This is a genomic window from Streptomyces sp. NPDC017529, assembly GCF_044329785.1.
Taxonomy (GTDB): domain Bacteria; phylum Actinomycetota; class Actinomycetes; order Streptomycetales; family Streptomycetaceae; genus Streptomyces.
In genome coordinates, this window is sequence record NZ_JBIRJY010000003.1 from 334,599 (window position 1) to 359,249 (window position 24,651).

The window sequence follows — 24,651 nt, forward strand, 5'->3', positions numbered from 1 at the left end:
CGCGCCGCGGCCGGTAGAGGCTGCCGCCGCGTCCCTGTCTGACGAAGTTGTCGTTCTCATTGAGCAACTCCCGAGCAGTTCCGCAATAGCGCCGAATACGCCACTCCCAGAGTGACAGACTGAGCGCACCCATAAGCACCGAGTTACTGAAGTGGGGAGACATGGCGGTCGATTCGGCAGTGCCCCGAGTGTCTCTGGAACCGGGTGGTGGTCAGGTGCGCGTGGCTGATCTCCGCCCACTTCTGACCGCCTTGACCTCGATGTCGGCCGGGGATTTCCGTACCCGACTCCCGGTGGCGCAGGAAGGCGTCCTGGCGGAGCTCTCCGCGGCCTTCAACCAGATAGCGGCCCGCAACCAGCACCTGTCCGACGAGTTGTTACGCCTGCGCTCGGAGGTCGTACGCCAGGGCAGGCTGGACGAACGGATGTCCGCCAGCCCAGGGCCCGGCACCTGGGCCACCTCCGTACAGGCCGCCAACGCCATCATCGACGCGCTGGTCATCCCCACGACCCAGGCCACCCAGGTGCTGGACGCGGTGGCGGGCGGCGACCTGACCCTGCGGGTGGACCTGCACGACGGCAACCGCCCGCTGCGCGGCGACCGCCGGCGGCTGGGCCGGGCGGTGAACCGGATGGTGGACCAGCTGTCGCTGTTCACCGGCGAGGTGACCCGGGTGGCCCGCGAGTCCGGTACGGAAGGCCGGCTCGGCGGGCGCGCCAAGGTGGCCGGGCTGTCCGGGAGCTGGCGCGATGTGACCGAGGCGGTCAACACCATGGCGGCCAGGCTGACCGCCCAGGTGCGCGACATCGCGCTGGTGACGACGGCGGTGGCGCGCGGCGACCTGACCCGGCAGGTGACGGTCGAGGCGGCCGGCGAGCTGCTGGAGCTGAAGCTGACCGTCAACACGATGGTCGACCAGCTCTCCGCCTTCGCCGACGAGGTCACCCGCGTCGCCCGCGAGGTCGGCACGGAGGGGCAGCTGGGCGGGCGGGCCCAGGTGCGCGGCGTGTCGGGCGTCTGGAAGGACCTCACCGACAACGTCAACTTCATGGCGTCCAACCTGACCAGCCAGGTGCGCAACATCGCCCAGGTGACCACGGCGGTGGCCAACGGCGACCTCAGCCAGAAGATCACGGTGGACGCGCGCGGCGAGATCCTCCAGCTGAAGCTGACCGTCAACACGATGGTCGACCAGCTGTCCGCCTTCGCCGACGAGGTCACCCGCGTCGCCCGCGAGGTCGGCACCGAGGGGCGGCTCGGCGGGCGGGCGCACGTACGCGGCGTGTCGGGCGTCTGGAAGGACCTCACCGACAACGTCAACTTCATGGCCGACAACCTCACCTCCCAGGTGCGCAACATCGCCCTGGTGGCGACGGCGGTCGCGGAGGGCGACCTGGGGCGGAAGATCACGGTCGAGGCGAAGGGCGAGATCCTGGAGGTGAAGTCGACGATCAACACGATGGTCGACCAGCTGTCCGCCTTCGCCGACGAGGTCACCCGCGTCGCCCGCGAGGTCGGCACCGAGGGCAACCTCGGCGGTCAGGCGCAGGTCCGCGGCGCCTCCGGCGTCTGGAAGGACCTCACCGACAACGTCAACTTCATGGCGTCCAACCTCACCTCCCAGGTGCGCAACATCGCGCAGGTGACCACGGCGGTGGCCGACGGCGACCTGTCGAAGAAGATCACGGTCGACGCGCGCGGCGAGATCCTGGAGCTGAAGGACACCGTCAACTCGATGGTGGAGCAGCTGCGGGCGTTCGCCGATGAGGTCACCCGCGTCGCCCGCGAGGTCGGCACGGAGGGCAACCTCGGCGGCCGGGCGCAGGTCCGCGGCGCCTCCGGCGTCTGGAAGGACCTCACCGACAACGTCAACTTCATGGCGTCCAACCTGACCACGCAGGTGCGCAACATCGCGCTGGTCGCCACCGCCGTCGCCCAGGGCGACCTGTCCAAGAAGATCGACGTGGACGCGCGCGGCGAGATCCTGGAGCTGAAGACGACGCTCAACACGATGGTCGACACCTTGTCGTCGTTCGCGTCCGAGGTCACGCGCGTCGCGCGCGAGGTCGGCAGCGAAGGGCGGCTCGGCGGCCAGGCCCGGGTCGAGGGCGTGTACGGCACCTGGAAACGGCTGACGACGAACGTCAACGAGCTGGCGTCGAACCTCACCACCCAGGTGCGGGCCATCGCCGAGGTGGCCTCCGCGGTGGCCGCCGGCGACATGACCCGTAACGTCACGGTCGAGACCCAGGGCGAGGTCGCCGAGCTGCGCGACAACATCAACCTGATGGTCTCCAACCTCCGCGAGACCACCCGCGCCAAGGACTGGCTGGAGTCGAACCTCGCGCGGCTGGCGGGCCTGATGCAGGGCCACCGGGACCTGATGGAGGTCGCCGACCTGATCCTGCGGGAGCTGACGCCGCTGGTGAACGCCCAGTACGGCGCCTTCTTCCTGGCCGACACCGACCGCGACGACCTTCAGCTGGCCTTCATCGCCGGGTACGGGTCGTCCCTGGACACCACGATCGACACGCCCGGCTCCATGGACCACGGGCTGGTGCGGCAGGCCGCCCTGGAGAAGAAGCGCATCCTGGTGGAGGAGGCACCGCCCGACTACATCAAGATCAATTCCGGGCTGGGTGAGGCCAATCCGGCGACCGTCGTCATCATCCCGGTGCTCTTCGAGGACCAGACGCTGGGCGTCATCGAGCTGGCGTCCTTCTCCCGCTTCTCCGACGTGCACCTGGCGTTCTTCGACCAGTTCGTGAACACGATCGGCGTGGCCATCAACACCATCGTCGCCAACTCCCGTACCGAGTCCCTGCTCGGCGAGTCGCAGCGGCTGGCCCGCCAGCTCCAGGAGCGTACCGACGAGCTCCAGCGACGGCAGGCCGAGCTCCAGCGCTCGAACGAGGAGCTGGAGGAGAAGGCCGCGCTGCTGGCCAGCTCGTCCCAGTACAAGTCCGAGTTCCTCGCGAACATGTCGCACGAACTGCGCAACCCGCTGAACTCGCTGCTCATCCTCGCCCGGCTGCTCGCCGACAACCCGGACGGGCACCTGAACGAGCAGGAGGTGCAGTTCGCGATCACGATCCACCGGTCGGGGTCCGACCTGCTCCAGCTGATCAACGACATCCTGGACCTGTCCAAGATCGAAGCGGGCCGGATGGACGTCCGCCCCAAGCGGCTGCCGCTGATCAAACTGCTCAACTACGTCCACGACACCTTCCGGCCCATGACCCTCGACCGCGGGCTGGCCTTCGAGGTGTCGGTGAGCGAGAACGTGCCCAAGGAGCTGTTCTCCGACGAGCAGCGCCTCCAGCAGGTGCTGCGCAACCTGCTCTCGAACGCGGTGAAGTTCACCGCGTCCGGCAAGATCGACCTGCGCGTGGACCGGGCCGACGGCGACGGCTCGATCGCCTTCACCGTCACCGACACCGGCATCGGCATCGCGCCGGAGAAACTGCCCGTCATCTTCGAGGCGTTCCAGCAGGCCGACGGCACCACCAACCGCAAGTACGGCGGTACGGGCCTGGGCCTGTCGATCAGCCGGGAGATCGCGGGGCTGCTCGGCGGCCGGATCACCGCGAGCAGCCGGCCCGGCATCGGCAGCGTCTTCACCCTTCACGTCCCGGTCGAGTGCCCCGGGTACGGGGACCCGATGGACGGCCCGGCAGGCGTCGGCGAGCAGCGCCCGGAAGGCGCGCTGCAGCTGGCGAAGACGCCCCGGCACCACCCGCGCTCCGGGCCGCCCGCCCCGCGCGACGAGGCCCCGTGGCCGACCACCACCCGCCTGGAGGACTGGGTGAACGGCCCCACGGGCGCGCTGCTGTCCGGCTGCCAGGTCCTGGTCGTCGACGACGACATCCGCAACGTCTTCGCACTGACGAATGTGCTGAGCCGGGTCGGCATGCGGGTGCTCTACGCCGAACACGGCCGGGAGGGCATCGAGATGCTGGAAAAGAATCCCGGTATCAACCTGATCCTGATGGACATCATGATGCCGGAGATGGACGGCTACGAAACCATTCGCGCGATCCGGCGCACGCCCCGTTTCGCGAAACTGCCCGTCATCGTCCTCACTGCGAAAGCGATGCCCGGCGACCGCGAGAAGTCCCTGGAGAGCGGAGCCAACGAGTACGTCCCGAAACCCGTCGACGTCGACCGCCTGCTGTCCGTGACCGTCGATCTCCTGTCCCAGCACGGCTCAGGCACGCCGGCCCTGGGCGGTGAACCAGGTAAGCAAGACCCCGACGCGACCTCCCAGAGGTCCCAAGGCACCGAAGGCCCATCATGACCCATGCAACCGATATCGGCGCTGCGGCCGGAACCGACGACCGGGCAGGCATTCTTCTCGTCGACGACATGGAGGACAACCTCGCAGCCCTCGAAGCGGTCCTCGGGTCGCTCGGCGAGCCCCTGGTGCGGGCCCGCTCCGGGGAGGAGGCGATGAAAGCACTGCTGCGCCAGGAATTCGCGGTCGTCCTGCTGGACATTCTCATGCCCGGAATGGACGGCTTCGAAACCGCGTCCAACATCAAGCGTCTCGACCAGACGAAAGACATTCCGATCATTTTCCTGACCGGGACCGACAGCGATTCCGGTTTCGCCTTCCGGGGCTATTCGACCGGCGCGGCGGACTATCTCACCAAGCCGTTCGACCCCTGGGTGCTGCGCGCCAAGGTGAACGTCTTTCTCGATCTGCACAGAAAGAACCGGCAGCTGCGCCGGCTGATAAAGCAGGACCACGCCCGTATGGCGGAGTTGGCGGACCGTATTTCCGAGATCGAACGGCAGCTTTCCGGCAGCGACCGGCCCGGCGAGCGGGACCTGGGCCCGAGCGTGGCACGCATGGCGGAATCGGTACGGGCGCTGGGACGCGGTCGACCGTGACGCGCCCATCGCGTGTGCAACGAGTGCGGGCCACGGGCGCGGTCGGTACGGCCGCCGGACCGCCGGCGGCCGTACCGACTACGCCCGTGGCGTCCGTCACGCCTCGCGCGCGCCCTCGTACATCTCCTCCAGCAGGTCCTTGAAGGCCCGCTCCACCACCGGCCGCTTGACCTTGAGGCTCGGCGTCACTTCGCCGTGCTCGATGTCCAGGTCGCGCGGCAGCAGCCGGAACTTGCGGATCTGCTGCCAGCGCTGGAGCCCCTCGTTGACCCGCTCCACATAGCCCTCGATCAGCTCGCGGGTCCGCGCCGCGCCCACGACCTCGGCGTACGTCATGCCCTTGAGGCCGTGCTCGGCGGCCCAGCCCATGATCGTCGGCTCGTCGAGGGCGATCAGCGCGGTGCAGAAGTTCCGGTTGGCGCCGTGCACCAGCACGTTGGAGACGAACGGGCAGACCGCCTTGAACTGCCCCTCGACCTCGGCCGGTGCGATGTACTTGCCGCCGGATGTCTTGATCAGGTCCTTCTTGCGGTCGGTGATCCGCAGATAGCCGTCCGGGGACAGTTCGCCGATGTCGCCGGTGTGGAACCAGCCGTCCGACTCCAGCACCTCGGCCGTCTTCTCCGGCAGCCCGTGGTAGCCCTCCATGATGCCGGGCCCGCGCAGCAGCACCTCGCCGTCCTCGGCGATCCGCACCTCCGTGCCGGGCAGCGGCTTGCCGACCGTGCCGGTGCGGTACGCCTCGCCCGGGTTCACGAAGCTGGCCGCGCTGGACTCGGTGAGCCCGTACCCCTCCAGGATGTGGATGCCGGCGCCGGCGAAGAAGTAGCCGATCTCGGGAGCGAGGGCGGCGGAGCCGGAGACCGCGGCGCGCAGCCGGCCGCCGAAGGCCTCGCGCAGCTTGGCGTACACCAGCGCGTCGGCGATCTTGTGCTTGGCGGCGAGCGCGAAGGGGACGGAGGCGTTGCCGGTGCGGCGGAAGTTCTCCTGGGAGGCCTTGGCGTACTCCCGCGCCACGCCCGCCGCCCACTGGAAGATCTTGTACTTCGCGGCGCCGCCCTCCCGGGCCTTGGACACCACACCGTTGTAGACCTTCTCGAAGATCCGCGGTACGGCCGCCATGTAGGTCGGCCGCACCACCGGCAGATTCTCGATGATCTTGTCGACCCGGCCGTCCACCGCGATCACATGCCCGACGGAGATCTGCCCGGCGGTCAGCACCTTCCCGAAGACGTGCGCCAGCGGCAGCCACAGGTACTGCACGTCGTCCTCGGTGACCAGACCGGTGGCCTGGATCGCCCGCGCCATGTACGACCAGCAGTCGTGCGGCAGCCGTACGCCCTTGGGCCGGCCGGTGGTGCCGGAGGTGTAGATCAGTGTGGCCAGCTGGTCGGCGCGCAGCGCACCGACCCGCTCCCTGACGCAGTCCGGGTTCTTCTCCAGGTGGGCCGCGCCGCGCTTCTCCAGCTCGGCGAGGGAGAGCACCCAGTCCTCCGGATCACCCTCGGCGGACTGCGCGGCGGCCTCGTCGATGACGACGACGTGCGCCAGCTGAGGCAGCTCGGCGCGCTTCTCGCGGGCCTTGGCGAGCTGGGCCGCGTCCTCGGCGATCAGCACCCGGCTGCCGGAGTCGGCGAGGATGTACGCCGTCTCGTCGGCGTTGGTGCTGGGGTAGACGGTGGTGGTGGCCGCGCCGGAACACAGCACGCCGAGGTCGGCGAGGATCCACTCGACGCGCGTACTGGACGCGAGCGCCACCCGCTCCTCGGGCCGCACGCCCAGCGACATCAGCCCGGCCGCCACCGCGTACACCCGCCGGGCGGCATCGGCCCAGCTCAGCACCTTCCAGTCGTCGGGTCCCCGGCCACTGGCGGACGGCACCGGGTAGCGGTACGCCTCGTGGTCGGGGGTGGCTGCGACGCGCTCCAGGAAGAGGGTCGCCACGGAAGGTGGCCGGTTCTCGATCAGCGTCTGGGTGTCCGTCACGGCATCCTCCGGGGCCCGCTACGTTGCTGGTGACTCGCGAGTAACCTTCGAGCAGTGATCAGACTAGAGCGCGTGGGGCCATGGCGTAAGGGGCTGCGCCCGACTGGTTCAGGATGTGACCAGTGCGATGAATGCGCCGTACATATTTCGGCCGCTGCGGGGTGAACCGGAGGCAGCGGAGCACGGTGGACAACGGTGATGCCAGCCGTTTTCCCGTGCCGGGGGGGCCGGGCCCGGGTGCGGTGCGCAAGCCGTTACGGCACCGGTTCCGATCGGGGAAAGACGCGCCGCCGCCCGCGTTCCGGTAGGCGGGACCGCGGGCGGAGGGCGGTGGGTCAGCGGCGCAGCGAAGCGGACTGGATGCCGATGCCCGATGCGTTGGGCGCGTTCACCGCGGCCGAGTCGCCGACCAGCGCGCCGGTCTGCTCGTCGCCCCGCAGCGCACCGTTGATCTTCTTCAGCTCGCCGCCGAGCGTGGTGACGGCCCGGTGCGTATCGCCGACCGTTCCCGTGAGCCCGCTCCTGAACTTGTCCGCCCCCGTCTGATCGGCGAACGCGGGTGCGGCGATGCCCACGGACAGCGCGGCACCGGCCAGGAGCGCGGCGGCCTGGGTGTACTTCATGTGTGTCCCTTTCTGGCGCGGCCTCCACGGCGGCACGGCACTCATGCCGCCCGGACGCCCCCTGGGCCGCCCGGAACACCGCTGCCACCCACGTCAACGGCGCGGGGCGCATCCCGGCAACCGCCTGGCCGCCGATATTTCCGGCCGACCGCCCGGATGCCGCCCGGATGCCGTACGGAAGGCGCACGGCACGTCGAAAGGCGTACGGCACGCGCCTACGCGAACCGGGCGCCCACCCCGAGGGGTGGACGCCCGGTCGGCGACGGCAGGGACCAGGGCTACTTCTTGCCCTTGGAGTCACCGTCGGAGTCGGAGGACAGCACGGCGATGAAGGCCTCCTGGGGAACCTCCACGCTGCCGACCATCTTCATCCGCTTCTTGCCTTCCTTCTGCTTCTCCAGCAGCTTCCGCTTACGGGAGATGTCACCGCCGTAGCACTTGGCGAGCACGTCCTTGCGGATCGCGCGGACCGTCTCACGGGCGATGACCCGGCTGCCGATGGCGGCCTGGATCGGCACCTCGAAGCTCTGCCGCGGGATCAGCTCGCGCAGCTTGGCGACCAGCCGCACGCCGTACGCGTACGCCTTGTCCTTGTGGCAGATCGCGGAGAACGCGTCGACCTTGTCGCCGTGCAGCAGGATGTCGACCTTGACCAGGTCGGCGGCCTGCTCGCCGGTGGGCTCGTAGTCCAGCGAGGCGTAGCCGCGGGTCTTGGACTTGAGCTGGTCGAAGAAGTCGAAGACGACCTCGGCGAGCGGGAGGGTGTAGCGGATCTCGACCCGGTCCTCGGAGAGGTAGTCCATGCCGAGCAGGTTGCCGCGGCGGGTCTGGCACAGCTCCATGATGGCGCCGATGAACTCGCTGGGCGCCAGGATGGTGGCCCGTACGACCGGCTCGTGGACCTTGTCGATCTTGCCGGTCGGGAACTCGCTCGGGTTGGTGACCTCGTGCTCGGCCCCGTCCTCCATGTCCACGCGGTAGACCACGTTGGGGGCGGTGGCGATCAGGTCGAGGCCGAACTCGCGCTCCAGGCGCTCGCGGATGACCTCCAGGTGCAGCAGGCCCAGGAAGCCGACGCGGAAGCCGAAGCCGAGGGCCGCGGAGGTCTCCGGCTCGTAGACCAGCGCGGCGTCGTTGAGCTGGAGCTTGTCCAGGGCGTCGCGCAGCTCCGGGTAGTCGGAGCCGTCGAGCGGGTACAGACCGGAGAAGACCATCGGCTTCGGGTCCTTGTAGCCGCCCAGCGGCTCGTCGGCACCCTTGCTGAGCTGGGTGATGGTGTCGCCGACCTTGGACTGGCGGACGTCCTTCACGCCGGTGATCAGATAGCCGACCTCGCCCACGGACAGGCCGTCGGCGGCCTTCATCTCCGGCGAGTTCGTGCCGATCTCCAGCAGCTCGTGGGCGGCGCCGGTGGACATCATCTTGATGCGCTCGCGCTTGCTGAGCGTGCCGTCGACGACCTTCACGTACGTCACGACGCCGCGGTAGGCGTCGTAGACCGAGTCGAAGATCATCGCGCGGGCGGGAGCGTCCTTGACGCCGACCGGGGCCGGGACGTCGCGGACGACCTTGTCGAGCAGCTCGGGGACGCCGACGCCGGTCTTGGCGGAGACCTTCAGGACGTCCTCGGGCTCGCAGCCGACGAGGTTGGCCAGCTCCTTGGCGAACTTCTCGGGCTGCGCGGCCGGCAGGTCGATCTTGTTGAGCACCGGGATGATCACGAGGTCGTGCTCCATCGCCAGGTACAGGTTGGCGAGGGTCTGGGCCTCGATGCCCTGGGCGGCGTCGACGAGGAGGATGCAGCCCTCGCACGCCGCGAGGGAGCGCGACACCTCGTACGTGAAGTCGACGTGGCCCGGGGTGTCGATCATGTTGAGGATGCGGGTCGCGCCGGCGTCCTCGTCGGTCGGCGCCCAGGGCAGCCGGACGGCCTGGGACTTGATCGTGATGCCGCGCTCGCGCTCGATGTCCATGCGGTCGAGGTACTGCGCGCGCATCTGCCGCTGGTCGACGACGCCGGTCAGCTGGAGCATCCGGTCGGCGAGCGTGGACTTGCCGTGGTCGATGTGCGCGATGATGCAAAAGTTACGGAGGAGAGCCGGGTCGGTACGGCTCGGCTCCGGCACGTTCGTAGGGGTCGCGGGCACGCAGGGTCCATTCAGAGAACGCGGGTAGGCGGGACTCGGTTGTTTTTCGTCTCCCCCATGGTCCCATGCGCGGCGGCTCTGGTCCGGTTTGGGAGGCCGTGAAGCCTGCTGGTAGCCTGGTCCACTGCGCTTTGTGCCCTCTCTCGTGCGAGGCGCGACTCGAAAATCCAACGAACCTGAAAAGGCTCTTTCGTGGCGAACATCAAGTCCCAGATGAAGCGGATCAAGACCAACGAGAAGGCTCGTCAGCGCAACAAGGCTGTCAAGTCCCAGCTCAAGACCGCGATCCGTCGTACCCGCGAGGCCGTGGAGGCCGGTGACCTGCAGAAGGCCACCACCGCCGTCGTCGAGGCGGGCAAGAAGCTCGACAAGGCCGTCAGCAAGGGTGTCATCCACAAGAACGCCGCCGCCAACAAGAAGTCGGCGCTGGCCAAGAAGGTCGCCGGCCTCAAGGGCTGACCTCTTCTCGACGCTTCACTGCCGGTGAGGATCCAGCGGCCCCTCTCTCCGCTCCTTCCGGTGCACCACCGCGCCGCACACGGCCTGCGTTCGCCACGCGGGTGCGGCGCACACACAGCTTGAGACTCAGGACCTCACGGTCACCCTTCCCCAGGGTGACGTGGGGTTCTTTGTCGTTCGACGCGGGGTTCTCCGTCGTTCGACGCGGGGTTCTCCTCGTTCGGGGCTTGGGCCCACGGAAAGGGACCGGCCCTGGGGGCGCACTGACGGCATCGGGGGCGCGTGTGCCGTAGCGGGGTGGTGCCGGTCGTGGTGAAGGCGTGACGTGGGGAACTTTTCGGCCGTGGTCGCCGTTCCGGTCGGCTACGCTGCCGCGCATGTCGATTCCGGGGGATCAGCACAATCCCTACGCACAGCCCCAGCAGCCCGCTCCCGCCCAGCCGCCCTCTCCCCCGCCGTCACCGTCCACCGCCCAGCAGGGGCCGGGCCCGGGGCCGTACGGGCCGGGGGTGCCGCAGCAGAATCCGTACGCCCAGGCTCCCGGCGCGGGTGGCGCCTACGGGTACCCGGCGCCGGGCGGGCCGCAGCAGCCGGGGGCGGCGCCCGGACCCGGCGGGTTCGACGGCGCCGGTGGCCCGGGCGGTCCGGACGGCAGGGGTGCGGGGCACTGGCTCTGGGCCTTCGGCGGGGCCGTCGCCGCGTCGGCCATGGGCGGCGCGGTGCTCTTCGCCGCCGGCGCCTTCGGGGACGCGCGGCCCGATCCCGACCTGGCGGGCTACTCGTACACGTCCGACCTGTGCCATCAGACCTCGTTCACGCCGTTCGAGAGCTCGAACTACAAGATCAAACCGGCCGGCGGTTCCGCTTCCGGCTCGTCGGGCACCGCCGCGCAGAACCCGCAGTACAGCGGCGTCCAGCAGGGCTCCCTGGACTCGATGTGGTGCAACGCCGAGCTGAAGCCGTCGGACGCGAGCAGCAGCGACTACTCCTCGACCTGGGTCTACAGCACGGCCACCCTGCACAAGAAGACCGACCCGTCGGCGGAGTTCGCGGACAGCTACCGCGCGTACGAGAGCCAACGCAGCTCGATCGCGTACAAGGTCACGTCGGTGCCGGGCATCGGCGACGAGGCGTACCTGGTCAACCGGACCGACGACAGCAGCGGCGCGTACGTGATCCTCGGCGTCCGCGACGGCTGGGCGACGTACCAGATCACCTGGTCGAGCTACACCTCCCGCAGCGGCTCGGCGAAGCCGCCGACGACCGAACAGGTCTCCGGGATGCTCAAGACCAGCGCTACGGAGACGCTGCGGAAACTGCGGGGATGAGGGGATGGAGGGGGCGGCGGACCGGTCAGCGGGAGCGGGCCGCGCGGGCGATGGTGACGACGGCCTTTTCGAGCGCGTACTCGGGATCGTCGCCGCCGCCCTTGACGCCCGCGTCGGCCTCGGCCACCGCGCGCAGCGCCGTGGCGACGCCATCCGCCGACCAGCCCCGCATCTGCTGCCGCACCCGGTCGATCTTCCACGGCGGCATGCCCAGCTCACGGGCGAGATCGCCGGGGCGGGCGCCGCGCGGCGCGGAGGCCAGCTTGCCGATGGCGCGGACGCCCTGGGCCAGCGCGCTGGTGATCATGACGGGGGCGACGCCCGTCGACATGGCCCAGCGCAGCGCCTCCAGAGCCTCGGCGGCCCGGCCCTCCACGGCCCGGTCCGCGACGGTGAAGCTGGACGCCTCGGCCCGGCCGCGGTAGTAGCGGCCGACGATGGCGTCGTCGATGGTGCCCTCGATGTCGGCGACCAGCTGCGAACAGGCCGAGGCCAGCTCGCGCAGATCGCTGCCGATCGCGTCGACCAGCGCCTGGCACGCCTCGGGGGTGGCGGACCGCCCCGCCGTACGGAACTCGCCACGCACGAACGCGAGGCGGTCCGCGGGCTTGGTCATCTTGGCGCAGGCGATCTCCCGCGCACCCGCCTTGCGTGCGGCGTCGAGCAGGCCCTTGCCCTTGGCACCGCCGGCGTGCAGCAGCACGAGGGTGATCTCCTCGGCCGGGGCGCCGAGGTACTTCTTGACGTCCTTGATCGTGTCGGCGGACAGGTCCTGGGAATTGCGGACCACCACGACCTTGCGCTCGGCGAACAGCGAAGGGCTGGTCAGCTCGGCCAGCGTGCCGGGCTGGAGCTGGTCGGGGGTGAGATCCCGCACATCGGTGTCCGCGTCGGCGGCCCGGGCCGCCGCCACCACCTGCTGCACGGCGCGGTCCAGGAGCAGGTCCTCCTGGCCCACGGCGAGCGTGAGCGGTGCGAGCGGGTCGTCGTTTGCTGTCTTCCTGGCCATCGCGCTACAGCATCCCACGGCCCACTGACAGCGGAGTTCGGTCCCCGGCCCCTTCTGCCGGACAATGATCCGGTGAGCGATGTACGACATGTCCTGGTGCTGCCCGACCGCGACTGTGCGGAGGAGGTCGCCGAAGCGCTGGCCGAGCGCTTCGGCGTCGCGGAGGAACCCCAGCTCGTACGGGACGCCCTGGCCGGCGAGGACGACGCGGAGGACGCCCAGTGGCTGGTGGTCGTCGAGGACCCGACGGGCCGCTACGACCCCGAGCAGCTGGACGCCCTGGCCGACGAGTACGAGGGCTGGCTGGAGGCCGAGTAGCGCCTGTCAACGGCGCCCGTCAGCAGCGCGGCGCCGGTATCCGGTCCAAGGTGATGCCGAAGTGGCTGCGGTAGGCGGGCAGCACCTCGTCCTCGGTCAGCTCCCGTTCGTCGCGGCCGCCGTCGGCGCCCGTGGTCACGAGCGTACGGCCGGAGAGCGTGACGCGCCCGTGCTCCGTCAGCCGGGAGCAGACCAGGGACCGGGTGAAGGGCGACTCCGGCGAGGTGCGGTGGTACCAGCTGCTCGCCTCGAAGTCGGCCAGTGCGCGTGGACGCGCTTCCAGCCGGTACTGCGGCCGTCCGTCCCGCAGCACGTCGAGATCGCCGTCGGCGGTCTCCTCGATACGGAACACCCCGGCCGGGTCCGGCTGTTCGGCGCGGCTGCCGAGGCGCAACGGGTGGTGGCTGTTCCGGCCGAAGCCGATGTCGGCGAGCCACGGCCCGTCCTGGCCGTCGGCGGTGTGCACGCGCAGCGCGAGGTGGTCGTACGGGATGCCGGGCCCGTCCGGTCCGAAGACCCGGGCGGCGAGGAGTTCGACCCGGTAGCCGAGGGCGCGCAGGAGGGCGGCGAAGGCTCCGTTGAGTTCGTAGCAGAAGCCGCCGCGCGAGGCCCCCACGATCTTGTCCACCAGCGTCTTGTAGTCGAGGACCACGTCTTCGCCGAGGTGTACGGACAGGTTCTCGAAGGGGACGGCCCGCAGGTGCCGCAGGTGCAGGTCGCGCAGCGCCGCGGCGTCGGGCACGGCCGGGCGGGTGGCACCGATGCGCCGGAGGTAGGCGTCGGTACGCGCCCGGCCGAGCGGCTCGGCACGCATCCGCTCGGCGTCCGAGGGCCGGGCGTCGGGCACTTCGCCGCCGGGCGGAGGCGCCGATTGGGGCTGTTGGCGTGCTTGTGGGGTTTGTTGGGGCTGTTGGGGCGGCTGATGCTGTTGGGTCCGCGGTTGCTCGGGGGCCATCAGGTGCCCGTCCTCTCGGTCGTGAACCAGCGGCGGGTGCGGTCCGCCGCCGATGCCGGGGCGCCGGCCAGGAGGTCGGCGACGGTCTGCTGGGCGAGCTCGCGGCGCCAGGCCAGCTCGGCCTTGCGCATCGCGGTGGAGATGCCGCAGGGGCCGCGGAAGTCCCGCGCGGGCGCTGCCGAGCCGGAGCCCTGGCGGCGGATCTCCGTACAGCGGAAGGCGTCCTCGGTGCCCTCGATGGCGGCGACGACGTCCATCAGCGTGATCCGCTCGGGGGGCCTGGCCAGCCGGAAGCCGCCCCGGGCGCCGGGGGTCGAGGTCAGGACGCCGGCCCGGGCCAGGGCCTGGAGGCGCTTGTTCAGGTAGGCCGGGGGCAGGTCGAACGAGGCGGCCAGCCTGGCTGTCGGCACCGGTCGGTCGTCGCCGACCCAGGCCAGGGTCACACAGCAGTGCAGGGCCCACTCGACGCCCTCGCTCATCCTCATATTTCTGGAGTTTACAGATCCTGATTCCAGGGCCGCGCCGCCGTCGCGGGCCCGCTTCCGGCACGGGCCGTGCGGACGGCGGATGAACCTCTGGTGACGGAACGCCGAAGCCGTCCCGGGCAGCCCCCCGTGTCCCTACATTGCAGGCATTCCGCCGTCCGATCAGCTGTGCGAGGTAGCCGTGACCCTGCCGGACACCGAGACGCTCCTCGCCGCGGCCGGGCTCCTCGCCACGGCCGCGCTCTGGGCGGTGGAACGGTTTCTGCCCGGCCGCAAGCGCATCGGCTACCGCGTCCAGATGGACACCGCGATCGGGATGAACCCCCGGGACGCCCACAGTCTCGTGCAGCTGCGGCTGCTCCGCCGGGACCAGGAGATCACCGATGCCACGCTGGCGCTGCTGCGGTTCGAGAACGACGGCGGCAAGGACATCGTGCGCCAGGACTACCAGGAGCCGCTGACGGTCGAGTTCACCGGGCGCACGGTCATCGGCGTGGAGGTGCCGGACGCCAACCCGCCGGACCTCGTGGGCATGCTGACCCGCAACGGCGGCGGCCTCCGGCACAGCGGAGGCCGCCTCGTCGTGCCCAAGGTGCCGCTGAACAAGCGCAATCACTTCAAGCTGCTGGTGCTGCTGTCGGCGGACGACGACAGCGGCGGCAGCGGCAGTGACGGCGGTGGCAGCGGCGGCGACGGCTCGAACGGTGGCGCCGGAGGCCGCCGTTCGCACGACGTCGTCGTCGGCGGGTTCATCAGCGGCGGGCGGATCCGGCGCAACACGCAGCGCTGGGGCCCGCGCAAGCTGAGCCTCGGTCTCGGAGGCGTGTGCATCATCCTCGTCGGCCTGCTGGGCGGGCTGCTGCTGAACGGGCATCCGGCGACGGCGGGCGGGGAGTGCGCGACCGGGCGGCTGACCGTCGACGGCTCCTCCGCCTTCGCGCCACCGATGCGGGAGATCGCCCAGCAGTACGAGGCGCGCTGCCGGGGCGCCGAGATCGTCGTGGCGGAGAGCGGCAGCCTCGCCGGGCTGGGGCGGCTGAGCAAGGCGGGGAAGGCCGCGCCGGGCGGCAACCCGGCCTTCCTCGCCGTCTCGGACGTGGCCGCGCCGTCCATCTACCAGGAACTGACGGGCCGGCCCGTCGGGATCGTCCTGCTCGGTCTCGTCGTGAACGAGCGGACCGGTGTCGACAACCTCACCTCCGAACAGGTCCGCGGCATCTACGACGGCCGGTACACCAACTGGAAGCAGCTCGGCGGCAAGGACCTGCCGGTCCGTATCGTCGGCCGGGACGCGGCCTCGGGCACCCGGCGGGCGTTCGAGACGTCCGTGCTGCGCGGCTCGGAGCCGGGCACGGTGTCTTCGTACGACTGCAGCGGCAAGGACCGGGACGCGGCGGCACGCGTCACGCGCTGCGAGGTGAACAGCACCGGCAGCCTGCTGGACGCGGTCGGCCGCGTGCCGGGCGCGATCGGATACGCGGAGGTGTACGCGGCGGCCAAGCACCCGCGGGTGACGGGTGTCCGGCTGAACGGGCGCGAGCCCGACATCGAGTGGGGTGGACAACGCGACTATCCCTTCTGGACGGTGGAGTACCTCTACGCGTACGGGCAGCCCGAGGACGGCTCCCTCGCGGCGAAATTCCGGGTGTTCACGGACTCCGACACGGCGAAGAACGTCCTGCGGAAGTACCGGCACGTGCCCTGCGCCGACCAGTCGGGCGTCCCGGCCTCCGCCTGCCGCCCCTGACGGTGGTGGTGAGCCGGTCCCGGCCGCCCACCACCGCGATGGCGCCGTCGGTATCCGTACGCAACACCCTGGCCCCCTGGGAACGCAGCGCCTGGACGGTACGCGGCGCCGGATGGCCGTACGGATTGCCGGCGCCGCAGCTGATCAGGGCGACGCGCGGCGCCAGGCGGCGTATCAGCTCCGGGTCCTGGTAGGCGGAACCGTGGTGAGCGACCTTGAGAACGTCGACGGCGGACAATTCGGGATGTTGCGTCAACAGGGCTTGCTGAGCGGCCGGTTCGAGGTCGCCGAGGAGGAGGAAGGTCAGGCCGGCGATGCGCAGCAGCAGCGTGACGCTGGCGTCGTTGGGGCCCTCGACGGCACGGGACGCGTAGCCGGTGTGGTGGGGGCCGGGTGCGGGTGGCCAGAGGACTTGCCAGGTCAGCGCGCCGGCACTGCGCTGCTCTCCCGGCGCCGAACCGGTCACCGGAACGCCCGCTGCCGCTGCCGCGCGGTACACGAAGGCGGCCTGGCCGAAGGGCTCCTGAAGGGTCGTGGTCTCGATGGCGCCGACCGAACGGCCGCGCAGCACACCGGGCAGCCCGCTGACGTGGTCGGCGTGGAAGTGCGTCAGGACGAGGAGCGGGATCCGGCGTACCCCCAGGTCGGTCAGGCAGCGGTCGATGGCGGCCGGCTCCGGGCCGGTGTCCACGACCAGGGCCGTGCTGTCCCCGGCGGCGATCACCAAGCCGTCACCCTGCCCCACGTCGCACGCCACCGCGCGCCAGCCCGGGGGCGGCCAGCCGGTGATGACGCGGGCGACCGGGGCCGGCCGCAGCACGGCCAGAAGCAGCGCCAGCACGCCGAACACGCACAGCCAGGGCCGGCGCGGCAGCCGGCGGCCGACCAGGACGAGTGCCACCGTGACGGCCGCGAGCAGCAGCGCGCCGCCCCAGCCGCCCGGCCAGCCGAACTCCGCGCCGGGCAGCCCCGCTCCCGTGCGGGCCACACCGGCGATCCACTCGGTGGGCCAGCTCGCGCACCATGCGAGGGCGTGCGCGAGGGGCGGGACGAACGGCGCGGTGGCGAGCGCCGCGAAGCCCAGGACGGTGGCCGGGGCCACGGCCAGCTCGGCCAGCAGGTTGCAGGGGACGGCCACCAGGCCGACGCGGGCGGCGAGCATCACGACGACGGGCGCGCAGACCGCCTGTGCCGCGGCCGCCGCGGCCAGCATCTCGGCGATGCGGGGCGGCACCCCGCGGCGTTGCAGGGCGGCGCTCCAGCGCGGGGCGAGGGTGAGCAGGGCGCCGGTGGCCAGGACGGAGAGCAGGAAGCCGTAACTGCGGGCCAGCCAGGGGTCGTGGAGCACGAGGACCAGGACCGCGGCGGCGAGCGCGGGGACGAGGGAACGGCGGCGTCCCGTACCGATCGCGAGCAGGGTGATCAGGCCGCAGGCGGCGGCACGCAGCACGCTGGGGTCGGGGCGGCAGACGATGACGAAGGCGAGCGCGATCGAGCCGCCCACGAGGGCGGTGGTGCGCAGGGAGAGGCCCAGGAGGGGCGCCAGGCCGCGGCGTTCGGCCCGTACGGCGAGGTGGGGCGGGCCGATGAGCAGCACCAGGAGGATGGTCAGGTTGCTGCCGGAGACGGCGAGCAGGTGGGTCAGGTCGGTGGCGCGGAAGGCGTCGTCGAGGTCGGGCGGTACGCGCGAGGTGTCGCCGACCACCAGGCCCGGCAGGAGGGCGCGGGCGTCGGGGCTCAGGCCGTCGGTGGCCTCGCGGAGGCCCGCCCGCAGGCCGCCCGCGAGCCGTTGCGGGGCGTCGGGCGGACCCACCACGTGCGGGCCGGCGCCGGCGGTCACCCGCAGGACCGCGGCGACCCGGTCGGACGACAGGGCGGACGGCGCCGCGCGGGCCGCGATACGGACGCGGGTCGAGGGCAGGAGCCGCTGCCAGGCAGGGAGCTTCTTCGCCCGTTGCACGACGACCAGGACAGGGGTGCGGACAGCGGTGACCGCGCCGTCCGGGGCGGTGACGCGCACGGCATCGGCGGGGAACACGAGGGCGGCGGGGGCCTGTTGGGCGCCACGCACCCGTGGTCGGGTCAGGCGCGGGTCACCGGTCAGCTCCACCTCGGCCGTGACCTTGGCGTACCCGTGCGCCAGGCCCGGCAGGGGGCCGCGCCGTACGTCCGCCGCGTGCAGCGCCGCCGACGCGGCCCCCGCGGCGGCGCTCAGCAGCACCGCGGCGAGGGCGACCAGCACCCCGGCGGTCCGCCGGTCCGGACGCCGGGCCGCGCCGAGCGCCACGAGCGCCGCCAGGGCGCCGGCCACCGCGCAGCCCGCCGCCACCGCACCGCCGGACCATCCCAGCGCGAGCGCCGCCGCTCCCCACGCCGCGAGCGCGGGCCCCGCCAGGCGGAGATCGACGGCCGTGCCCTCCGGGCGCGGGTCGGCGGCGCCGTACGGCGAGGAGGCCGCGGCGTGGACGGCGGCGCGGCGGGCGGTGGTCATGGCTGGACCAGGGGCCGCAGGTCGGCGAAGCGGCGGTCGCCGATGCCGTTGACGTCACGGAGCTGGTCCACAGAGGTGAAGCCGCCGTGCGCGGTGCGGTACTCGATGATGTGCCGGGCCAGGACGGGGCCGACACCGGGCAGGCCGTCGAGCTGTTCCAGGGTCGCGGAGTTCAGGCTTACAGGAGCGGCGGCTCCGGCGCCCGCGCCACCAGGCGTTCCGGCACCCCCGGAGGATGCGCCAGAGCCCGCTCCGGCTGCCGCACCCGGCGCCGCCTGTCCGGGCGCCGGCGCGCCCACGACGATCTGCTCGCCGTCGGCCAGCAGCCGCGCCCGGTTCAGCCCGCGGGTGTCCGCGCCGTCCACGACGCCGCCCGCCGCCCGCAGCGCGTCGGCGACCCGGGCGCCCGGTGGCAGCCGGTGGATGCCGGGGTGGTGCACCTTTCCGACGACGTCGACCACGAGGAGCCTTCCGGCAGACGTCGGCGGCGGCCCGCCGGACGTCGGCGCGGGTGCCCGCGGCTGCGGAGCGGGGGCCGGGCCCGGGGCCGCGGTCGGCGCGGTGTGGGCCGCCGGGGCTCGTACGGGCTGGGGCCGCGCCGACCAGAAGTGGTGGGCCGCGAAGGCCGCCGCCACCACGAGCACCACGACGAGCGCGACGAGCGCCTTCGGGTCGGTCGCGCATCTCGACTGCACCCACAGCGGCAGCCGTTCCCGCACGGCGAGCCGTAAGCGGGCAGCAGGCCCGGGGCCCGGGTCCCCCGCAGGACCCCCCGCAAGACCAGCCGGCACGTCCGCATCCGGCTCGCGCGCGGACGACTCTCCCGCACCCGTCTCGCCCGCGTCCGGCACGTCCGCGTCCGGCACGTCCGCGTCCGGCACGTCCGCGCCCGGCGGCCCCCGGAACAGCGCCTCGGCCCGCGCACGCGCCATCGCAGCGGTCTCGGCCCGCCGGGCGGCCCGCCCCCGCACCTTGGGCCGCACGCCCTCCCGGCCGCCCGAGCCGAAGTCAGGGTCCGAGCGGGGATCGGAGTAGAGGGTGGAGTGGGGGGTGGAGTGGGGGCGGGGGAAGAGGCCGGAGGTAGGGCCTGAGGTGGGGCCGGGATCAGGTCCGCCGGGAGTGGCAGGGCCAGGATTTTCGGTTACGGAGAGTGATTTCTGCGTCATGCCCCACGACGTTAGGCACCTCGCGCGAATTCCGCTGCGAGCCGTCAATTCCCGTGGAAAACCCGCCGGTTGTGGATATCCGCGTCACCCGAAGGAGGCCCTCCGCACCCTCGCGACCGTACTCCCCCTCCCCCTAACGCGGCGATACCACCGCTCCCAGCAACCCCGGCCCCGTATGCGCGCCGATCACCGCCCCCACCTCGCTCACGTGCAGTTCGACCAGCCCGGGTACCCGTTCCCGCAGCCGCTGGGCCAGTGCGTCCGCCCGCTCGGCCGCCGCGAGGTGGTGCACGGCGATGTCCACCGGCCCCTCCCCCGCCCGGTCCGCGGCGATCTCTTCCAGCCTGGCGATCGCCTTCGACGCCGTGCGGACCTTCTCCAGGAGTTCGATCCGGCCCTCGTCGAGCTTGAGCAGCGGTTTGACGGCCAGCGCCGAGCCCAGCAGCGCCTGGGCCGCCCCGATCCGACCGCCCCGCCGCAGGTAATCGAGAGTGTCGACGTAGAAGTAGGCGGACGTCTGCTCGGCGCGCTTCTCCGCCGCGGCGACCGCCTCGTCCAGATTGCCGCCGGCCTCCGCCGCCTCGGCCGCCGCCAGGGCGCAGAAGCCCAGCGCCATCGCGACCATGCCGGTGTCCACGACGCGCACCGGCACGGGAGCCCCCTTGGCCGCCAGCACCGCCGCGTCGTACGTACCGGAGAACTCCGAGGACAAGTGCAGGGAGACGATGCTCTGCGCGCCCGCTTCCGCGATGTCCTCGTAAGCGGCGGCGAAGGTCTCCGGGCTGGGCCGCGAAGTCGTCACGGAGCTGCGCTTCTGGAGCGCCTGGGCGACCGATCTCGCCGAGATCTCGGTGCCCTCCTCCAGGGCCTGGTCCCCGAGGACGACGGTCAGCGGCACCGCCGTGATCCGGTGGTGCTCCAGTGCCGCCCGCGGCAGGTAGGCCGTTGAATCGGTGACGATCGCGACATGGCGGGACATGACTGGGAGGTTATCCGGGGATCCGGGCGCCCGACAGTGCGGGCCCCTTTCAAGATCCCATAGGAATGGTCAAAGGTGTGCCGTGAGCAGCCGCCCGGCCCGTAACCGCCCGGCCCCTCACCGCCCCGCCCGTCACCGCCCGGCCCTCTGGCCGGCTCCTGCTCTCGTCGCCCTCAGGTCGTCCGCTCCGTACGCGGCGCCTTCTGCCAGGGGTACGCGGGCTGCGTACGCGCGTCCCGCGCCGTGATGGCGGGAGTCTCCTCCTCGGCCGGCCCCCACCCGGCAGACGCCGCGGGCGAGCCACCGGACGCGGTGGACGCACCGGCCCCGGACGCCCCCGCCTCCGGGGCCTTGAGGCGGTCCTCCAGCGGCTCCTTCGCCCAGTGCCGCAGCGCGCCGGCCTCCATGTCGATCTGCTCGCCCAGCGCCGCCAGGTCGTCGTCGGCGAACTGCCGGGCGCGGTCCCTGGCCGCCCACCGCAGCGACTCGGCGGAGTGCGTGATGCGCTCCGTGCGCTCCCGCAGCTCCGGCAGCCGGGCCGTGACGCTGGTCTTGTCGGGCTCCCGCTCCAGCCGCTTCAGCTCGTCGTCCAGCTCGTGGCCGTGGGCGCTGAGCCGCTCGAAGAGCCCCAGGGCCTCCTTCAGCGAGGCGTCATCGGCAGCGCCGGCGTGCAGCACGTCCTGGGTGGCCCGCATCGACGTGCGCAGCGACAGCCGCAGCTGTGCCAGCTCCCCTGCGACGCCCGGCTGGGTGAGCTGCCGGGCCTTGAGGGTGGTGTCCTCGACGGTCCGGCGCGCCTGCGCCATCCCGCGGTCCACGCCGCGCTTGGCCGCCTTGACGGCCTTGACCGTGACGAAGACGCCGGCCGCGACGAACAGCAGGAAGAGGAGCCCGAAGATCGCGGCGACGGCTTCCATGGTTTCTCCTCGTCGTGACGACGCATGGTGGCGATGGCGCCGGGGGCCCGGCTCTTCCACCGTAAACGCAGCGGGCAGGTCGGGGGTTCCCTTCGAACCCCCAACCTGCCCGTAGTGGTCATCCCTTAGCCACGCCCCGCGAAGGGCTCAGGCCGCGGAAACGGTGTCTCACGCGGGAACGATGTTCACCAGCTTCGGCGCCCGCACGATCACCTTGCGGATGCCCGCGCCGCCCAGCGCCGCCACGACCGCCGGGTCGGCCAGCGCCGCCGCCTCCAGGTCCGCGTCGGTGACCGACGGGGAGACCTCCAGGCGCGCCTTGACCTTGCCCTTGATCTGCACGACGCAGGTCACGGTCTCGTCGACCACGTACGCCGGGTCGGCGACGGGGAAGTCGCGGTGGACCACGGAGTCGGTGTGGCCCAGCTTGCGCCACAGCTCCTCGGCGATGTGCGGGGCCAGCGGCGCGACCAGCAGCACCAGGCGCTCGGCCACCGAGCGCGCGACCGGGCCGCCCGCCTTGGTCAGGTGGTTGTTCAGCTCCGTCACCTTGGCGATGGCGGTGTTGAAGCGCAGGTTGGCCAGGTCCTGGCCGACGCCGTCGATCGCCTTGTGCAGCGCGCGCAGCGTGTCCTCGTCGGGCTCCGCGTCGACGACGGTGACCTCGCCGGTCGCCTCGTCCACGACGTTGCGCCACAGCCGCTGCAGCAGGCGGTACTGGCCGACCACGGCGCGGGTGTCCCACGGCCGCGAGACGTCCAGCGGGCCCATCGCCATCTCGTACAGGCGCAGCGTGTCCGCGCCGTACTCCGCGCAGATCTCGTCCGGCGTGACGGCGTTCTTCAGGGACTTGCCCATCTTGCCCAGGACGCGGCTGACCTTCTCACCCTGGTAGTAGAACGCGCCGTCGCGCTCTTCCACCTCGGCGGCCGGTACGGCGATCCCGCGGCTGTCCCGGTAGACGAACGCCTGGATCATGCCCTGGTTGTAGAGCTTGTGGAACGGCTCCGAGGAGCTGATGTGGCCCAGGTCGTGCAGCATCTTGGACCAGAAACGCGCGTACAGCAGGTGCAGTACGGCGTGCTCCTGGCCGCCCACGTACAGGTCGACGCCGCCGGTCGGCTGGCCCTCGCGCGGGCCCATCCAGTACTGCTCGATCTCCGGGTCGACCAGCGCCCGGTCGTTGCCCGGGTCGGTGTAGCGCAGCTCGTACCAGCAGGAACCCGCCCAGTTGGGCATGGTGTTGGTCTCGCGGCGGTACTTCTTCGGGCCGTCGCCCAGGTCCAGCTCGACGTTGACCCAGTCCTCGTTGCGGGACAGCGGGGTCTCGGGCTGGGTGTCGGCGTCGTCCGGGTCGAAGGTGCGCGGCGAGTAGTCGTCGACCTCGGGCAGTTCCAGCGGCAGCATCGAGTCGGGCAGCGCGTGCGCGACGCCGTCCTCGTCGTAGACGATCGGGAACGGCTCGCCCCAGTAGCGCTGCCGGCTGAACAGCCAGTCGCGCAGCCGGAAGTTGACGGTGCCCTCGCCGATGCCCTCGGCCGCCAGCCACTCGGTGATCTTCACCTTGGCGTCCGGGACGGTCAGGCCGTCCAGCGAGATGTCCGCGCCGGACGAGTTGACCAGCTTCGCTTCGTACGAGTCGAAGGCGTCGTCCCAGGTGGCGGGGTCCTGGCCGCGGTCGTCCGACGGCTCGACCACGCAGCGCATGGGCAGCTCGAAGGCCCGCGCGAAGGCGAAGTCGCGGCTGTCGTGCGCCGGGACGGCCATGATCGCGCCGGTGCCGTAGCCCATCAGCACGTAGTCGGCGATGAAGACCGGGACGCGCTCGCCGCTGACCGGGTTGGTCGCGTACGCGCCGGTGAAGACGCCGGTCTTGTCCTTGGCCTCGGCCTGCCGCTCGACGTCCGACTTGGCCGCGGCCTGCTTGCGGTACGCGGCGACGGCCTCGGCCGGGGTGCCGTACCCACCGGTCCAGACCTCGTGGGTGCCCTCGGGCCAGACGTCCGGGACGATCGAACGCTCGCCGGAGACCAGCTCGTGCTCGGGCGCCAGCACCATGTAGGTGGCGCCGAACAGCGTGTCCTGGCGGGTGGTGAAGACGGTGATCTTGTCGTCGCCCACGGGGAAGTCGACGCGGGCGCCCTCGGAGCGGCCGATCCAGTTGCGCTGCTGCAGCTTGATGGCGTCCGGCCAGTCCAGCCCGTCCAGGTCCTCCAGCAGGCGGTCCGCGTAGGCGGTGATGCGCATGTTCCACTGGCGCAGCTTGGCCTTGAAGACCGGGTAGTTGCCGCGCTCGGACCGGCCGTCGGCGGTGACCTCCTCGTTGGCCAGCACGGTGCCCAGCCCGGGGCACCAGTTGACCGGCGCGTCCGAGGCGTACGCCAGGCGGTACTCGCCCAGGACCTCGGCGCGCTCGGCGGCGCTCAGCGCGCTCCAGGGGCGGCCGTCCGGAGTCTCGCGCTCCCCGGCCTCGAACTGCGCCACCAGCTCCGCGATGGGGCGGGCCTTCTTCGCGTCGGTGTCGTACCAGGAGTTGAAGACCTGGACGAAGATCCACTGCGTCCACTTGTGGTACGCCGGGTCGATCGTCTCGATCGAGCGACGCCGGTCGTGGCCCAGGCCCAGCCTGCGCAGCTGGCGCCGCATGTTGACGATGTTGGCCTCGGTGGAGACCCGCGGGTGCGTGCCGGTCTGCACGGCGTACTGCTCGGCGGGCAGGCCGAAGGCGTCGAAGCCCAGGGTGTGCAGCACGTTGTGGCCGGTCATCCGCAGATGACGGGCGTAGACGTCGGTCGCGATGAAGCCCAGCGGGTGGCCCACGTGCAGGCCGGCGCCCGAGGGGTACGGGAACATGTCCATGACGAACTTCTTGGGCTTGGCCACCAGCTCCGGGTCACCCGCCAGGTCGCCCTTCGGGTTCGGGGCCTCGTACGTCCCCTCGGCCTCCCAGAAGTCCTGCCAGCGCGCCTCGATGTCGGCGGCCAGCGCTGCCGTATAGCGGTGCGGCGCTGCCACCTCGGCAGCCGAAGTCGTCTCGCTCATCGTCCTCAAAGCTCCATCGGTCGTCTCTGCCTGCGGCACCTGCGAAAACTGCGAATCCTGCGGAAACAAAAAGACCCCTCGCACAGGAGGGGACGCCGCGCCGAT

General features: G+C 71.6%; 17 protein-coding genes. 6 read left to right on the forward strand and 11 right to left on the reverse strand.

The window, feature by feature from the left end:
* Positions 1–161: 161 nt before the first annotated feature.
* Together ACH4K4_RS08870 and ACH4K4_RS08875 are read left to right on the forward strand one after the other, a co-directional pair.
* Positions 162–4,298, forward strand: a complete 4,137-nt coding sequence (locus ACH4K4_RS08870; protein WP_398165835.1) for a HAMP domain-containing protein — start codon at positions 162–164, stop codon at positions 4,296–4,298.
* A complete protein-coding gene (locus tag ACH4K4_RS08875; protein ID WP_398165837.1) occupies positions 4,295–4,894 on the forward strand; it encodes a two-component system response regulator in 600 nt (199 codons plus the stop codon). Before ACH4K4_RS08870 ends, ACH4K4_RS08875 begins: the two co-directional genes overlap by 4 nt.
* Before the next feature lie 96 nt (positions 4,895–4,990).
* On the opposite strand, the gene ACH4K4_RS08880 is transcribed toward ACH4K4_RS08875, so the two are convergent.
* The 3 genes from ACH4K4_RS08880 to lepA all read right to left on the reverse strand — a co-directional run bounded on the left by ACH4K4_RS08880 (position 4,991) and on the right by lepA (position 9,650).
* Positions 4,991–6,880, reverse strand: coding sequence for an AMP-dependent synthetase/ligase (locus ACH4K4_RS08880; RefSeq protein ID WP_398165838.1), 1,890 nt, complete (start codon positions 6,878–6,880; stop codon positions 4,991–4,993).
* Positions 6,881–7,215: 335 nt separating this feature from the next.
* Complete coding sequence (locus tag ACH4K4_RS08885; protein ID WP_398165839.1) at positions 7,216–7,503, reverse strand: hypothetical protein; 288 nt, start codon at positions 7,501–7,503, stop codon at positions 7,216–7,218.
* A gap of 278 nt (positions 7,504–7,781) precedes the next feature.
* Entirely contained in the window at positions 7,782–9,650 is a 1,869-nt protein-coding gene (gene lepA, locus ACH4K4_RS08890; protein ID WP_398165840.1) for a translation elongation factor 4, read from the reverse strand.
* Between the two features lie 192 nt (positions 9,651–9,842).
* Between lepA and rpsT the strand changes: the two genes are divergently transcribed.
* Positions 9,843–10,109, forward strand: a complete 267-nt coding sequence (gene rpsT, locus ACH4K4_RS08895) for a 30S ribosomal protein S20 (RefSeq protein ID WP_398165841.1) — start codon at positions 9,843–9,845, stop codon at positions 10,107–10,109.
* Positions 10,110–10,486: 377 nt separating this feature from the next.
* Positions 10,487–11,437, forward strand: coding sequence for a hypothetical protein (locus ACH4K4_RS08900; protein WP_398165842.1), 951 nt, complete (start codon positions 10,487–10,489; stop codon positions 11,435–11,437).
* Positions 11,438–11,462: 25 nt separating this feature from the next.
* Here ACH4K4_RS08900 and holA read toward each other — a convergent pair whose 3' ends face one another.
* The gene (gene holA, locus ACH4K4_RS08905) at positions 11,463–12,446 is read right to left on the reverse strand and encodes a DNA polymerase III subunit delta (RefSeq protein ID WP_398165843.1); all 984 of its coding nucleotides are present in this window, start codon (positions 12,444–12,446) and stop codon (positions 11,463–11,465) included.
* 72 nt (positions 12,447–12,518) lie between these two features.
* On the opposite strand from holA, the gene ACH4K4_RS08910 reads away from it, so the two are divergent.
* Complete coding sequence (locus ACH4K4_RS08910; RefSeq protein WP_398165844.1) at positions 12,519–12,764, forward strand: hypothetical protein; 246 nt, start codon at positions 12,519–12,521, stop codon at positions 12,762–12,764.
* Positions 12,765–12,783: 19 nt separating this feature from the next.
* On the opposite strand, the gene ACH4K4_RS08915 is transcribed toward ACH4K4_RS08910, so the two are convergent.
* Both ACH4K4_RS08915 and ACH4K4_RS08920 read right to left on the reverse strand, forming a co-directional pair.
* Positions 12,784–13,578, reverse strand: coding sequence for an arylamine N-acetyltransferase (locus tag ACH4K4_RS08915; protein ID WP_398166300.1), 795 nt, complete (start codon positions 13,576–13,578; stop codon positions 12,784–12,786).
* Positions 13,579–13,718: 140 nt separating this feature from the next.
* Positions 13,719–14,204: an RrF2 family transcriptional regulator gene (locus ACH4K4_RS08920; RefSeq protein ID WP_398165845.1), complete on the reverse strand. Its 486-nt coding sequence runs from the start codon at positions 14,202–14,204 to the stop codon at positions 13,719–13,721.
* A gap of 181 nt (positions 14,205–14,385) precedes the next feature.
* Between ACH4K4_RS08920 and ACH4K4_RS08925 the strand changes: the two genes are divergently transcribed.
* Entirely contained in the window at positions 14,386–15,951 is a 1,566-nt protein-coding gene (locus ACH4K4_RS08925; RefSeq protein WP_398165847.1) for a PstS family phosphate ABC transporter substrate-binding protein, read from the forward strand.
* Here the strand turns inward: ACH4K4_RS08925 and ACH4K4_RS08930 are convergent.
* The 5 genes from ACH4K4_RS08930 to leuS form a co-directional block, all read right to left on the reverse strand.
* On the reverse strand, positions 15,854–18,442 hold the full coding sequence (locus ACH4K4_RS08930; RefSeq protein ID WP_398165848.1) for a ComEC/Rec2 family competence protein: 2,589 nt from the start codon (positions 18,440–18,442) through the stop codon (positions 15,854–15,856). The two genes, ACH4K4_RS08925 and ACH4K4_RS08930, sit on opposite strands and share 98 nt — an antisense overlap.
* The gene (locus tag ACH4K4_RS08935; RefSeq protein WP_398165849.1) at positions 18,439–19,374 is read right to left on the reverse strand and encodes a helix-hairpin-helix domain-containing protein; all 936 of its coding nucleotides are present in this window, start codon (positions 19,372–19,374) and stop codon (positions 18,439–18,441) included. The genes ACH4K4_RS08930 and ACH4K4_RS08935 overlap by 4 nt, the downstream gene beginning before the upstream one ends.
* Before the next feature lie 367 nt (positions 19,375–19,741).
* A complete protein-coding gene (locus tag ACH4K4_RS08940) occupies positions 19,742–20,587 on the reverse strand; it encodes a DegV family protein (RefSeq protein WP_398165851.1) in 846 nt (281 codons plus the stop codon).
* A gap of 173 nt (positions 20,588–20,760) precedes the next feature.
* Positions 20,761–21,504 (reverse strand): hypothetical protein, encoded by a 744-nt coding sequence (locus ACH4K4_RS08945; protein ID WP_398165852.1) that lies wholly within the window; start codon positions 21,502–21,504, stop codon positions 20,761–20,763.
* A gap of 168 nt (positions 21,505–21,672) precedes the next feature.
* Entirely contained in the window at positions 21,673–24,546 is a 2,874-nt protein-coding gene (gene leuS, locus ACH4K4_RS08950; protein WP_398165854.1) for a leucine--tRNA ligase, read from the reverse strand.
* Positions 24,547–24,651: the final 105 nt, after the last annotated feature.